This is a genomic window from Nitrospina sp. P1_D6 (genome assembly GCF_052156615.1).
Lineage (GTDB): Bacteria > Nitrospinota > Nitrospinia > Nitrospinales > Nitrospinaceae > Nitrospina.
The window spans coordinates 44,752-58,454 of sequence record NZ_JBQKUN010000001.1 but is presented as its reverse complement, the minus strand read 5'-3'; the positions used below and the strand labels follow the sequence as shown (position 1 = coordinate 58,454).

Sequence of the window (13,703 nt, the reverse complement as noted above, 5' to 3'; positions counted from 1 at the left end):
ACCTGGCTGAAATGGATGCTTCCCTGACTCTTTTTGACTTTCAAATCGGAAAAAAACCTGTGCGCTTGGTTTCCTTTGTGGTGGACCGAAATGGGTTGTGCCAGGCCGGATTGCTGGCACTACTGGCTTTCGTTCTGTCCGGCACTCTTTATCCATCCCTCCTGGCCGCCCAGGATCTCGACGGACTCGACCGCCACGGCAACATCACCCTCCGCAGGGAAACCATCACCGGCAACTGGAGCGGACTCCGCACCGAACTCCTCGACCGCGGCATTTATTTCCGCGGCGGATACATGGGCGAACTGTTCCACATGGACCGACGCCACCGAAGCAGCCAGACCCGTTATTTCGGTTACGCGGACTTCGAATTGCATGTCAATTTACAACAATTGTTCGACGGACCCGACGGCCATTTTTTCTTTTACACCACACTTCTTCATGGTAACCGGTTCCAATCATTTATCGGTTCTGTCCACGACCTGAGTAATATTGAAGGCCGCCCCAACCTGCTTCTCATGCAGGCCTGGTACGACCAGCATTTTTTCGACCGGCGGATGGCCATCCTGGTCGGCATCTATGACATCGCCAACGAGTTCGACTACCGCGAATCCGCCCAGTTGTTCCTGAACGGCGCCTTCGGCACCGGCGTGGACCTCACCGAATCCGGCATTGCCGGTGTGCCGACCTACCCCCTCACCACTCTGGGCATGCGTCTCAGGATCGAACCCACCCCCAACTGGTACTACAAAGGTGCTGTGCTGGATGGGGTGCCGGGAGACCCGCAGAATCCCCGCGGCACGCAGGTGATCCTGGACGCGGATGACGAGGGGGTTCTGTTCATGAACGAAGTGGGATACGAGTCGGACCGGCCCCGCCTGGGCCTCAACAAGGCCGGGATCGGCAGCTGGTGGTACACGAAGCGGTTTCCGGACCTGGTGGAGCAGGACTCCGCCGGGGCTCCCCGGCAACATTCCGATACGCAGGGTATTTACCTGTTTGCCGAAGGCACCTTTTTTCTCGAATACCCACGCTCCAGACAGGGGCTGCGTGGCTTCGCCCGCCTCGGGTTTTCCGACCAGGACGTCAATGCGCTCTCCACCTACTTCGACGCCGGGCTGGAATACACCGGCCTCATTCCAGGCCGGAACAGAGACAAGGCGGGCATCGCCGTCTCCTACCTGTTTTTCGGCGACAAATACAAACAACAGCAGCGGGCGGCGGGCATCACCATCGACGATCCCGAGGTGCTGGTCGAGGCCACCTACAGAATCCGCTTGCGGCCGGGCATGTTCCTTCAACCGGACGTGCAGTACGTATTCAATCCCGTGGCCCGGGCGGGAGCGGTGAACACGCTTTCGGTGGGCTTCCGCTTCGGCCTCAACTTCTAGCCAGCCCCGTTTTCCGCACAATCCCGGGCAAAAAACGCCCGCACCCTCTCGCATCCGCCCGGAATTGCGTTACAATGGAACGTGATTTATTTAACAATCCTTTAACAAAAGAGAAAGATCATGCAACCGGAACGTATCATCATATTCGACACGACATTAAGAGACGGGGAACAATGTCCCGGCGCCAGTATGAACAACAAGGAAAAACTGGAAATCGCCCGGCAGCTGTCTCTACTGAAAGTCGATGTGATCGAAGCGGGGTTTCCGGTTGCTTCTCCCGGGGACTTCGAGTCGGTCAGGCAGATCGCCAACGAAATCCGCGGTTCGTCGGTGGCGGGACTCGCCCGCGCCCTGAACAAGGACGTGGAAGCCTGCGCCCGTGCGCTGGAAAAAGCGGAGTCGCCGCGCATCCACATCTTCCTGTCCACGTCCAAGTTGCACCGTGACCACAAGCTGAACATGGACAAGGGGCAGATCATCAAGATGGCCACCGACGCCATTGAATTCGGCAGGAAGTTTTGCGACGACATCGAGTTTTCGCCGGAAGACGCCTCGCGCACGGAACCGGACTTCCTCGCCGAGGTGGTGGAAGCGGTGATCGCCGCCGGAGCGAAGACGGTGAACATCCCCGATACGGTGGGCTATTCGGTGCCGGAGCAGTTCGGCGCACTCATCCGCTCGCTCAAGGAGAACGTGCCCAACATCGACGACGCCGTCATCAGCGTGCACTGCCACAACGACCTCGGCATGGCCGTGGCCAACTCGCTGGCGGCGGTGAAAGCCGGGGCGCGGCAGGTGGAGTGCACCGTCAACGGCATCGGCGAGCGCGCCGGTAACGCGGCGATGGAAGAGATCGTCATGGCCCTCAAAACGCGCAAGGACTTCTTCAGCTACGACACGCGCATCGATACGAAACACATCATGGCGTGCAGCCGGCTGGTCAGCAGTCTCACCGGATTCTTTGTGCAGCGCAACAAGGCCATTGTCGGCAAGAACGCCTTCGCCCACGAATCCGGCGTGCACCAGGACGGCTACCTGAAGAAGAAGGACACCTACGAGATCATGGACCCGCGTGACATCGGGCTCGACAGTGCGGAGTTGGTTCTAGGCAAGCACTCCGGACGCAATGCGCTCAACAAGAAAATCGAGAGCATGGGCTACAAGCTGACCGTCGAGGAGATGGACCGCGTGTTCGCCGAGTTCAAGATGCTGGCTGACGAGAAGAAGGATGTTTATGACGAAGACATCCTCGCCGTCATCCAGAAACAGGTGACCACCGACGACAGCCTGAACACGTACGTGCTGGAGAAAATCCAGTGCGGTTTCGAGACGGGCGTCATGCCGGAGGCGACGGTTCAGCTCAAAAGCCGTGACGGCCAGACGCACACCGCCACCGCGCAGGGCGACGGGCCGATCGATGCCATCTACAACGCGATGGACAAGATCACCGGGCTCACCTGCAAACTGCTCGACTACCAGGTGATGTCAAAGACCAAAGGCAAGGACGCACAGGGCGAGGTGTCGGTCCGTGTGCTCAGCGAAAACCGCGAGGTGCTGGGCAAGGGCACCGGCGTCAACACCGTCGAGGCCAGCGGCGTCGCCTACGTCAACGCCATCAACAAACTCCTGCTGAAAAGCAAGAGCGGTCCCGTGGACGGCAACGAAATCCAGGGTCCGTGACAGGCAGGCTGTTGTATTGAAACCGATGCAGAACCGAATCCCCATGCCGGGCGGCACCCCGCCGGGTATGGGGATTCCTTTTTGCATCTTCTGATACCGGAATCGAATGGCACCCAGACAACGCGACAACCTGTTCGCCCGCGACGACGCGCCGGAAAAGTTCGAGTTCAACGAATCCGTCGCGCGCGTGTTCGACAACATGCTGGAACGCAGTGTTCCTTTTTATAAGGAATGCCAGCAGATGGTGGTGGCGCTGGCCGAAAACTACGCGCAACCGGGCACGCGGGTGTACGACCTCGGTTGCTCCACCGGCACGCTCATCCGCGAGATGGCGCGCGCCCTGCCCGCCTCCTCGAAGGTGCGGTTCGTCGGCATCGACAACTCCGACGCCATGCTCAAAAAAGCCCGGCGCAAGCTGAAGGAATTCGGCGACCGGTGCGAGGTGGTTACGGGCGACCTCAACGGCCCGCTGGAGCTGGAGGAAGCGAGCGTGGTGGTGATGAATTACACCCTGCAATTCCTCCCCCCGGCAAAACGGCTGGCCCTGTTGAAGCGCATCCACAAAAGCCTGCTTCCCGGCGGGGCGCTGATCCTGATCGAGAAGGTGAAGGCGGAGGCCGAGACGCTGGATCCGGTCTTCGTCGAGCGTTACTACGCCTACAAGCGGGAGATGGGGTACTCCAGAATGGAGATTTCCCGCAAGCGGGAGGCCCTGGAGCAGGTTCTGGTACCCCTCCGGCCCGGCGAAAATGTTACAATACTTGAAAAAGCCGGATTTCAGGACGTGGACGTGTTTTTCAAGTGGTTCAACTTTTGCGGATTCGCGGCCCTTCGGGGCGGCGCACCGGGATCAACCAAGGCACCCGGTAAAAAACGCGCGAAGCCGCGCAAGTCCCGTTGAAAACGGAAAAAAACTGGTGTACCCTTAGCAACTTTGAGGAATGGAGCCATGCCGCAGTACGACCATACCTGCAAAAAATGCAAACACAATTTCGTAGTGGAGATGCGCATCTCCGAGGTGGGCAACAAGGAAGTGACCTGCCCCAAGTGCAAGAAGTCGAAGGACGTCGAACGGCTCGTGACCAACACCTCGTACTGGTCCGAGAGCGTGGACCGCTACCGCTGGGACAAGTGACCGGCAGGCAGACACATTGAAGTTTTAAATTTAAAAACGATACCGAAAACGGTCGGGATGTAGCGCAGCCTGGTAGCGCACCTCGTTCGGGACGAGGGGGCCGGAGGTTCAAATCCTCTCATCCCGACCAGTTTTATTGAAAGGGTTGGCTTTCCAAAGCCAACCCTTTTTGTTTTGGCGAATCGGGTAAATTTTACAGCTTGTAACAAGGTATCGCCTTCGATGAACCTTATGTTTCTGAATTCATTCATCTATCCATTCCACCGTTTTTATTTAATCGCCCTAATTGACATCTTTTAAACTCTTCCTATATTTAACAATGATCCAACATCATGGCGAAGGTGTCTTCGGGGTTCCGGTGGAAACCTGCGCCTCCGCATCCAGCCATTGACCTTGTTCCGATCTTGGCAACCTGTGAAATTTCTTTTAGGGGGAGGGATTCACCATGAGCCGTTTAAGAGAACCGGGACTGGGCCCGATTGTGGGCCATACCACTTCCACATCCTGTCGATTGTGGATACGAGGAAGCGATCCCGCCGACCGGGGAGCCAACCTGGCCGATACCCGCCGCACTCTGGGCGTCCTCGCCATCACCCAAATCGGGGGAAAACCCGTGGAAAAACCCCTTCCGTATTATTTCCGACTACATCGCAAGTACGACCGCACGGGCACATTCAACCTGGGAGAGGAAAAAGGGCTTAAGGACAGTAAAGGGTCTCCCAAGCTGAAACCGGACACTCAGTATCAGGTCAAGATGGGTACACTCTCGATCGACGACCCTTACAACAACGATGAAAACGTCTCAGACGAACTGATTTCCGACATCCTGCCGCCCGCTTCCGTTTGGGCAGAAGACTTGAAACGGCTTTCCGATGAAAATTCGTCTGCCACATTCAAAACGTTTCCCAAAGATACCGGAGACAAAGTCAGTTTCATTGTGGGATCTTGCAGGTATCCGGGACTTTTATGGAAGGCCAAGGAGGCGGACCGGATTTTCGGTCCCATTCTAAGTCATTTAAAAAAAAATGACGACGACCCCACCCCCAATTTCACTTTGATGGTGGGAGATCAGATTTATGCAGATATGTTGAACCGTTATATTCCTTTGGGCTTGGCAAACACATTTGAGGAATTCCAGGATCGATACCACAAAGCATTTGGTTCCACCAATATGCGCAAACTGCTTCGGAGCATCCCAAACTACATGATCTTGGACGACCACGAAATCGAAGACAACTGGCATCAGGATCGTTTGTATAAAAATTCAAAAGCGCGCCAGATTTTCAATCTTGCCATCAGTGCATACCAGAGTTACCAGTGGGTGCATTCCCCACGCAATCACGGAAAACGTCTTTATTATGATTTTACCTGTAACGGATTTCCTTTTTTTGTGATCGACACTCGAACCCAGCGATATATGGACGACATTGAGGAGGACTTGAGAGATAACCATCTCTTGGGACGGCCCTGGGTTCACGATGAGGAACCCAGCCAATTGAAAACTCTCACCAATTGGCTGGAAGAGAAAAGAAAGCCAAATCTCGATATCCCTAAGTTCATCGTCTCCTCCAGCGTTTTTGTCCCAAATCCAATGTTCGCGCGTGAGGGGAGAACATCAAAGTTGAGTCCTGAAAAAGCCGCTCGTCTGAAACAGAAATCCGACTCATGGCCGGCTTTTCCGGAAACGCGGAAAGCGATTTTGAAGTCGATCGTCGAAAACCAGATTCAAAACGTCATATTTGTTTCAGGGGACGTGCATTGTTCCCATGTCGCCAAAATGATTTTCACAGGCCCCAACGGGGAGAAAGACTTCCACACATATTCCATCACCTCTTCCGCTTTTTACTGGCCCTACTTTTTTGCGGACGGCGACCCGGGAGAATTCGTCCACAACTCAAAGGCGCCGGGACAAGAAGACACCTTTGAGTTCGAAGCCAACGGTGAGAAGTGGGGGATGGATTATGAGGCCTGGAATTTCACTCAGGAGGATAATTTCTGCCGCGTGGACCTCAACCGGACCAAGCCTCAATTGACGGTCCAGAGTTATGACTCGAAAGGCAATCCCATCAAAAACCTGGGGAATCCTCTGAAAAAAAAATTATCTCTTACTTCTTGGAAACAGACATCCGCTTCATAGCTGTGTACCGCCGTTTGTATAGGCCCCGATGAAAAAAATTTGAATCATGAAACTGAAGCCATTACCCACGGATTATTCTTTTAACAATCTATTTTTCCCCAATATGGATAGAACCTATTTCGAGGATGCAGAAGCACTCCCTTTTCAGGCCACCGCCACAGGTTTCAATTGGGTGAACGCCTGGTGGCTGGCGGAGGCATCTCTTTTGGTTTATGTCCGCGATGAACAGTACGTATTCACAACATTGAAAGAGGCAGGATTTAAATTTATAGAACTAATCGGATTTGAACGGCCTGGAACCCAATGTTTCATAGCAGGTCGGAGCCATTTTCTACTTCTGGTTTTTCGGGGAACGGAGGTCAGTGAGGAGGCGGATATTTTAACGGACATCGATTTGATTCATTCCAGCCACCGCAAAAAAGGAAAAATCCACAAGGGTTTTGGCAAAGCCCTCAACCAGGTTTGGGAGGAGGTGGACATTCATTTAAAAAAATACCGGAATGGATGCCCGTTATGGATCGGCGGGCATAGTCTCGGAGGCGCTTTGGCTGTCCTTGCCGCCCACTGGTTTGGAGGAGTTCAGGGCGTTTACACCTTTGGCTGTCCCCGGGTAGGGAATCGAACGTTCAGGGATGCGTATGCTATACCGACTTACCGCTTTGTAAATAACAATGACGTGATTGCGCGCGTGCCTCCTCCGACGGGATATCGGCATGTTGGTCAATTGAAATACATCGACAACAAGGGAACGATCAGAGACTCAATAAGCTGGGGCGACAGGATATGGGAATGGATTGCCGGTTCATTTCATCATCATATAAACATAATCAAACAGTTGAAAAACACCCATAGCAGCTACCAAATCAAAACCGACCAATTGGTCGATCATGCGCCGATCTGGTACGCCAACCGTATCTGGAACCACTATACAAAGCCTCCATTAAATTAAGGGGAAAGATGGAGTCATGCGTGTAAAAAGCTGAGTTTCCGGTTCAATGCACCGGAAGTAGGAAATAAAAAGTGGAGCCATGGCCGGGTTGGCTGACGACGCCCACCTCGCCGCCGTGCAGGGTGATGATCTTCTTGACAATGGCGAGGCCGAGGCCTGTGGCTTTTTCCTGCCCGGTCGGTTTGCTGCTCAGGGTCTGGAACTCCCCGAACAACAGCTTCTGCTCTTCCTCCGAAAGGCCGACTCCCTGGTCTTTCACCGAAAACTGGATTTTGTCTCCCTGCAATTCGGTGGTAACCAGAACGGTTGAGGCTGGTGGGGAGAACTTGATGGCGTTGCTCAAAAAATTGTTGATGGACTGGATGAGCGCGTCTTTATCGAACGGAAACGGCGGCACCTTGGCCAGGTCCTGCTTGATGCAGATTTCCTTTTTGTTGGCCACGATCTGATTGAGGCTCACCTGCTCCTCGATGATGGGATTGATGTCCTGGATCATCCGGTTGATCTCAATTTTCCCCTGCTCGATCTTGGAGATGTCCAGCAGGTTTTCCAGAAGATGGATCATGTGACCGCTGGCGTTGTAAATCTTGTCGAAGAACCTGCGGTGCTTGTCACTCACGCCCTGCGTGCACTCGTCCCGCAACGCTTCGCTGAACGTGCGGATGACGTACACCGGGTTGCGCAGGTCGTGCGCCGCAATGCCCAGAAACTTGTTCTTCAGCTCGTTCATCTTGGTCAATGTTTCGTTCTGTTCCTGGATGATGGCCTCCGCCCGGCGGTGTTCGATGGCGTCGGCGATCAATCCCCCCATCGACTTCAAAATCTCCGGGCTTCGTTCGTACCACGACGGATTTGAATTGGTGTACAGGAACAAAACGCCCACCATCTTGTCCCGGCTTTTGAGGGGAATGATGTAATGCCCGTGCGCGGTCATGCCCTCATACTTCCGCTCGTGCCGTGGATCCGAAAAGCAGTTGTTGCTGACCAGCATCTCCCCGCTCATGGCCACCCGCCCGCACAGGCATTCGCCAAAAGGCACCTCCGCATCCTGCCGGTGAAATTCTTCCGGAAAATCACCAACCGTGGTGTACAGGCGCAGAACTTTTTTCTCATGGTCTGCAATGAACACTCCCGCCTTGTACTCGATTCTCAGCTCGCTCAATCTTATGATCTCCTCCACGGCGCGGCTCAGCATTTGGGGAAGCGGGTCCTGTGTCTGCAGAATTTTGGACACATTGTGTAGAGCGGTGTACTCCATGTTGCGACGCAGGGTTTCCTCGTGGGCCTGAAGCTGGGCGGTCGTGCCGTGCAGAATGGCAACGAAGTGAGAAATCCGGTCGGCGGGGTCCGAGATGGGAAAGATGGTGACGTCCGCAGGGAAGACCGTCCCGTCCCGTTTTTTATTCACCATCTGCCCGCTCCAGATGTTTCCGGACATGAGCATATCCCACATGCTGTTGTAAAAACTCTCCGGATGATGTCCGCTCTTTAAAATGCGCCCACTTTTGCCGACCACATCGTCGCCACGAAATCCGGTGAGCAGTTCGAACGCGGGGTTGACGTGGCTGATCACACCGTCCGGGTCGGTAATGTATATTGCCTCCGGAAACGAATCGGAAATCCGCGACAACTTCTGCCTTTTAAAAAGATCCAGCTCTTTCATGGCATCACCTTCTCTTTTTCGAGGGACCTTCCCTGCCAGCCCGGCCTCAGAACAGCAACCGAAAATTCACCACGCCGACATGAAAGATCGTGTCCCAGCGGCCAATGACCGGGGGCCGGCGGTTGCGGCTGATGGTTCGCGAGTCGTAAGCCACCACCTGGTACGCCAGATCCACTCCCACCCCTTCCAGAGCGAACTCTTTTTTGTTTTTACCGCCGCACCGGAACCAGCCGAAGAAACTTCCCTGCTTTTCACACATCCAGCCAAAGCCGATGGAGTAGGCGTTGTACTCGGAGTCCGGCACCGCGGGCGAAAAGGTGAACTCCGGAACCGGCGACTCCGACCGGACATAGCCCGCCCGCACCGAGGCCGTCCAGCCCGGCTGGTCCAGCCAGTAACGCCATTTGTATTCGGTGCCCACCATCCAGACCCACGCTCCCTTCCAGTTCAGCGGGAACGGCAGGGTCGCGCCGTTGGACAGGGTCACATCGATATCCTTGAGCGAACTCCAGTCCGCATACTCCACGTCGACTTCCAGTTTCCATTCGCGGCGCCGGTCACGAAGAGGCCAGTACGCCACCGCTCCGGTAAAAATCTGCGGCAACTCAAGCTGGGCGAAGGCATCCGCGGATTTGTTTCCCCCAACAAGAAACGCCCCTTCCAGGTCCAGCGTCACCTGACTGCGATAAACAAATGCCAGGTTGAGGATGGGCTGGCGGTCTTCATCCCATATTGCCGTATACAGGATGCCCACATTGAACCCGACACCGGAATCCTTTCCGTTCAGTTCCAGAGGCGTACCCAGTGGGATGCCCAACGGACCAAACTCCGGTCCGGCATTCAGCTTCTGTTCCAGGTGGCCCTCACCGATGAAATCGAAAAACGTGTAAATGTCCAACCCCACTCCGATGGAAACCCGGTCATGAAACGCGTAGGCCACAGTCGGTTTGAAATCGATCAGCGAAAGCTGGTTGCGCGTGGATACGGTGTTGAAGGGTCCCTGGTCCGGATACTTGTTGATCAAACCGAAGGGCGAAGTGATGCCCAGACCGACCGCCATTCCTTCCACAAATTCGATGCCGAGGCTTTTCAAGTCCGAGGTCAGATAAAAATGCGAAGGCGGCGGATAAGCAACGGTTCCGTCCAGGGTGCCTTTCGTCTTACTGCCATTAGGGCGAGTGAATGTGGTTTTGCCGCCCACCAGAATCATCCCGCCGGAAACCTGGATTCCGGAAAGCCGGGCGATGCCTGCGGGGTTGAAATGAATGGCCGATGGATCGTCCGCCTGGGCGGAGAAAGCCGTCCCTTGACCGGTGGCGGCCGCTCCCTGATCCAGAATTCTGAATGCTTCGGCCTGAACAACGGGTGCGCGAAAAAGATTCGTCAATAATAGAGAGGCAATAATGGGACCGAGCATGCAAATGAACCGTTTCATCTGCATACACCTTTTCCTCCAGTTCGCTGCGGTTTTCCTCGCTTGCTAAATTCAATTTTTTTCTATTCGCCCATCGGCCCGGTTCCTTTGAAATTACCTGGAGTAGAGCAAATCCGCATGATCAGGGTCCTTCATCAGGAAGACTCATTTTCGAAAAAAACTGCTCCCGGGTTTGAACGTTCAGCTTTTCAAAAATTTGTTGGATGTTTTCCTGGACCCGCTCCGGGCTGATAAACAAACGCGCGGCAATGGCCACCGGTTCCATGCCATCCAGCAACAGGCAGGAAACTTCCATCTGCACCTTGTCGAGCCCCGCCTCCTGCATGGCCAGGTTGCGCAGGGAATACGGATCTTCCACCGGTTTCATCTGGAGCAGCCAGCACGGGTCCTGCCCCCAGTTTTTTCTTTCCAGCATGCACAGGTTCAAACGAAAGACGCCTTCCGGTAACTGGTAAAAGACCAGTTCGACAGGGGAGCTCTGGATTTCGAAGGGCGGTTCGAAGCGGGAAATCTCCCGGCTGAGAATCCGCATCAACTCCGGCGGAATCATCTGCCCGGTGCTCACACCCACCACCTCGGTGAACACGCGGTTGCAGAACAGAACCCGCATGTTGGAATGAAACAGCGCAATGCCCGTGGGCACTTCCACCAAAGCGTCCACCAGGGAACGGTAGCGTTTCAGCTCGTCATTCAGGATGATGGTCTTGATGGTCTGCAGCAGGTGCGGACGCAATAACTCCAGAACCCGGATGTCGCGAAGGGTGAAGTTCTTATCGTATTGATCCACCATTTCGATGGGAGCGTGTCGGTGGATTCCCAGGCCATGGGTGATTTCCGGCTGGTCGAACGTCGCCAGGAAATTAGCGATCGGGTTGAGGTACAGCCAGGAGTCGCGGACATACTCCGGGTTCTCCGCGAAAAACTGGTCCTTTTCCCTGACAAACACTTCGCGGGGAATGTCCACATCCACCGCCACGACAGGGCGGGCCACCCGTTCCAGCATGGTTGGGATGGATTTGATGTAAGGAATGGAATCGGAAAGCTGGTTGAAGTCTTCCTGCGGAACACCCACGCAATCCACCAGGCCTACCTGCCCCAGCGACTTGCTGGTGAAATCCATGTTGATCCAGCCGTACAATGCGGAGTCCGCTTCGAACAAAGGGAGCACGTGACTGCTGAACACACCGCGAAGCGCTTCCCGCGTCTCGCACCCGTGGAATTGGGTGATGGTATCGAGAATGGCCAGATAATCTTTTTCCGGAATGGAGACAGGACACGAATTTTGAACCATGACCGCCCCTCCAAAAGCGACGTTACCGGGCCGCTTTCAAGTCGATTGGTAAAATTCTGATTTTCCCGTTCTTATGCTCAATTAATATTTATCCATCCGGCCCAACCCGCAATAGGTAATCCAAACTTCTTTGAGTTTAAGCTTCGGAAGGGGCAACGGGCCAGGGGATGGCTGAATTCGGCCACTTTGAAAGGGGAAGTCTCTGCAAGTATCTTCGGGGTGAGCCACAATTCAGAATCAGCTGGGGTTAGGCGAGACTATGGACTCTCTTAAAGAAAGAATTCTTCTTTAAATCCTCCACAATAAGGCATTTCAATGTTTTTTATTGATAATGATTTTCAATTTCTATATAGTACGCCAGAACTTATCACTTCCTTAAATTTTCCCTTTAAATGAGCGATTTTCCCTCTCAAACCCTGGCCTCCTTGTCCACCCGGTTGGAAACCGTTTTTGAAAACCACCGGCAGGAGTTGACGCGCTATGCCTCCCGGCGTCTGGGGGTTCCGGATCATGCGGCGGACCTCGTTCAGGAAGCCTTTCTCAAAGCCTCCACGTTTCACAACCTGGGACAGGTAGAAAATCTACGGGCTTTTTTATTTCGCGTGGTCACCAACCTGGCGACCGATCACCACAGGAAAACCAAGCGAAACCGCCGCATTTTCACCGAAGCTCCGGATGACCGGGTGGTCTCCGTAGCCTCTTCCGAAACCCCGGACCAGCAATTGATCAACGAAGAACAGGTGAAACTGCTGACCCGGGCCATCCAGTCCCTCCCCCCTCAAACCCGCGAAATGTTCATTCTTTTTAAGTTGGAGGAATGGAAACAAAAAGACATCGCGGCGCATTTCAACGTATCCCTCAGCACTGTTGAAAAAAAACTCAAACAAGCTATCATGCATTGCAGAAATCAGCTTTCCGAATAATTTGGGAATTGCAGTAAGGGTTTTGCCTGCCCGGGCGTCTAACCATAGAGCAGGTCCATGCCCTGCGGACTATTTCAAACAGGCAAACCATGTCCGACCCCAAGAAAAAACTCTTTTCCCACCGCTTCAGCTTTCCCCAACGCCGGCTTTTCGGGCGGGCTCTCGATTTCTGGTTGAAAAAAAATCAAAGCGCAGAGAATCAACCATCGCTCGCTGACGATTACGAAAACTGGAAAAAAGAAAAACCGGATCACGCCCGGGCGGGGGAAGACCTGGAACAGTTCCTCGACAGCCCGGAACTGCATGCCGCCCTGCAAAAAGCAAAACGCGAAAGACTCGACACAAAACAGTCCCCCGGCCTTCCCGTTTCCTATTGGCAAAAAGCCGCATGGGGAGTGATTGCCGCGTCGGCCCTCCTGTTGGTCCTTCCCATCCAGCAATGGATTCATTTCCTGAAAGCGGATTACGTCACGGAAGTGGGAAAGCAATTCCGCAGCTCCCTGCCGGATGGATCCACCATGATCCTCAATACGGACACGGCGGTCCGTGTTTCATTCACGCAGGATCAACGCACCGTCCATCTATTGAAAGGGGAGGCGCTGTTCCAAGTGGTCTCCAATCCCAACCGTCCCTTCCGTGTGGTCATGGACCATCAACAACTCACGGTAGTGGGAACCCGGTTCATCGCACGGTCCTGGGAAGAGACGGAAGAAGCTTTGGTTCTGGAAGGAAAAGTGCATGCGCAGGGCCTGTCCGAACCTGCCGGACCGGGGCACCTGCTGACGGCGGGGGTTCACCTGGTACGCACACCTCACCGGGGAACCTCATTATACAAATCGGAGGGATCGCCGGCCTGGCTCACCGGGCACATCGTTTTCAATGCCACCCCGCTTCCCCTGGCGATTGATGAGTTGGACCGCTACCTGCCTCAATCCCTTTTCCTGATAGGGGATTCTCTCAATGACAAACGCATTACGGCTGCCTACCACCTCAATAAAATTGAAAGCAACCTGGATGTCCTGGCCCGAACCCTGAACATTTCCATACTGCGCATGGGCCCCGTCATTTTGTTCTATTAAAGGATCCTTCTACGGTCCCTGTT

At 54.3% G+C, this 13,703-nt stretch carries 11 protein-coding genes and 1 tRNA gene; 9 read left to right on the top strand and 3 right to left on the bottom strand.

The window, feature by feature from the left end; genetic code table 11:
- Nucleotides 1-59 precede the first annotated feature (59 nt).
- From ACTRXA_RS00265 to ACTRXA_RS00235, 7 genes are all read left to right on the top strand, one after another.
- Nucleotides 60-1,388, top strand: coding sequence for a carbohydrate porin (locus ACTRXA_RS00265; RefSeq protein ID WP_442425203.1), 1,329 nt, complete (start codon nucleotides 60-62; stop codon nucleotides 1,386-1,388).
- Nucleotides 1,389-1,508: 120 nt separating this feature from the next.
- Entirely contained in the window at nucleotides 1,509-3,068 is a 1,560-nt protein-coding gene (locus ACTRXA_RS00260) for a 2-isopropylmalate synthase (protein ID WP_442425202.1), read from the top strand.
- Nucleotides 3,069-3,174: 106 nt separating this feature from the next.
- Entirely contained in the window at nucleotides 3,175-3,969 is a 795-nt protein-coding gene (gene cmoA, locus ACTRXA_RS00255; RefSeq protein WP_442425201.1) for a carboxy-S-adenosyl-L-methionine synthase CmoA, read from the top strand.
- Nucleotides 3,970-4,017: 48 nt separating this feature from the next.
- Nucleotides 4,018-4,203 carry an FmdB family zinc ribbon protein gene (locus ACTRXA_RS00250; protein ID WP_442425200.1) on the top strand — a complete coding sequence of 62 codons (186 nt, stop codon included), beginning with the start codon at nucleotides 4,018-4,020 and terminating at the stop codon, nucleotides 4,201-4,203.
- Nucleotides 4,204-4,256: 53 nt separating this feature from the next.
- Nucleotides 4,257-4,333: transfer RNA gene (locus ACTRXA_RS00245), tRNA-Pro, on the top strand.
- Between the two features lie 483 nt (nucleotides 4,334-4,816).
- Nucleotides 4,817-6,340 carry an alkaline phosphatase D family protein gene (locus ACTRXA_RS00240; RefSeq protein ID WP_442425199.1) on the top strand — a complete coding sequence of 508 codons (1,524 nt, stop codon included), beginning with the start codon at nucleotides 4,817-4,819 and terminating at the stop codon, nucleotides 6,338-6,340.
- 46 nt (nucleotides 6,341-6,386) lie between these two features.
- A complete protein-coding gene (locus tag ACTRXA_RS00235) occupies nucleotides 6,387-7,289 on the top strand; it encodes a lipase family protein (RefSeq protein ID WP_442425198.1) in 903 nt (300 codons plus the stop codon).
- A 43-nt stretch (nucleotides 7,290-7,332) separates the two neighbouring features.
- On the opposite strand, the gene ACTRXA_RS00230 is transcribed toward ACTRXA_RS00235, so the two are convergent.
- From ACTRXA_RS00230 to ACTRXA_RS00220, 3 genes are all read right to left on the bottom strand, one after another.
- The gene (locus tag ACTRXA_RS00230; RefSeq protein ID WP_442425197.1) at nucleotides 7,333-8,952 is read right to left on the bottom strand and encodes a sensor histidine kinase; all 1,620 of its coding nucleotides are present in this window, start codon (nucleotides 8,950-8,952) and stop codon (nucleotides 7,333-7,335) included.
- A 46-nt stretch (nucleotides 8,953-8,998) separates the two neighbouring features.
- Nucleotides 8,999-10,387 carry an OmpP1/FadL family transporter gene (locus tag ACTRXA_RS00225; protein ID WP_442425196.1) on the bottom strand — a complete coding sequence of 463 codons (1,389 nt, stop codon included), beginning with the start codon at nucleotides 10,385-10,387 and terminating at the stop codon, nucleotides 8,999-9,001.
- A 121-nt stretch (nucleotides 10,388-10,508) separates the two neighbouring features.
- Nucleotides 10,509-11,678 (bottom strand): helix-turn-helix transcriptional regulator, encoded by a 1,170-nt coding sequence (locus ACTRXA_RS00220; protein WP_442425195.1) that lies wholly within the window; start codon nucleotides 11,676-11,678, stop codon nucleotides 10,509-10,511.
- Between the two features lie 392 nt (nucleotides 11,679-12,070).
- On the opposite strand from ACTRXA_RS00220, the gene ACTRXA_RS00215 reads away from it, so the two are divergent.
- Together ACTRXA_RS00215 and ACTRXA_RS00210 are read left to right on the top strand one after the other, a co-directional pair.
- Nucleotides 12,071-12,601, top strand: a complete 531-nt coding sequence (locus ACTRXA_RS00215; protein WP_442425194.1) for an RNA polymerase sigma factor — start codon at nucleotides 12,071-12,073, stop codon at nucleotides 12,599-12,601.
- A gap of 89 nt (nucleotides 12,602-12,690) precedes the next feature.
- Nucleotides 12,691-13,680 (top strand): FecR family protein, encoded by a 990-nt coding sequence (locus tag ACTRXA_RS00210; protein WP_442425193.1) that lies wholly within the window; start codon nucleotides 12,691-12,693, stop codon nucleotides 13,678-13,680.
- The last annotated feature ends 23 nt before the right edge of the window (nucleotides 13,681-13,703 follow it).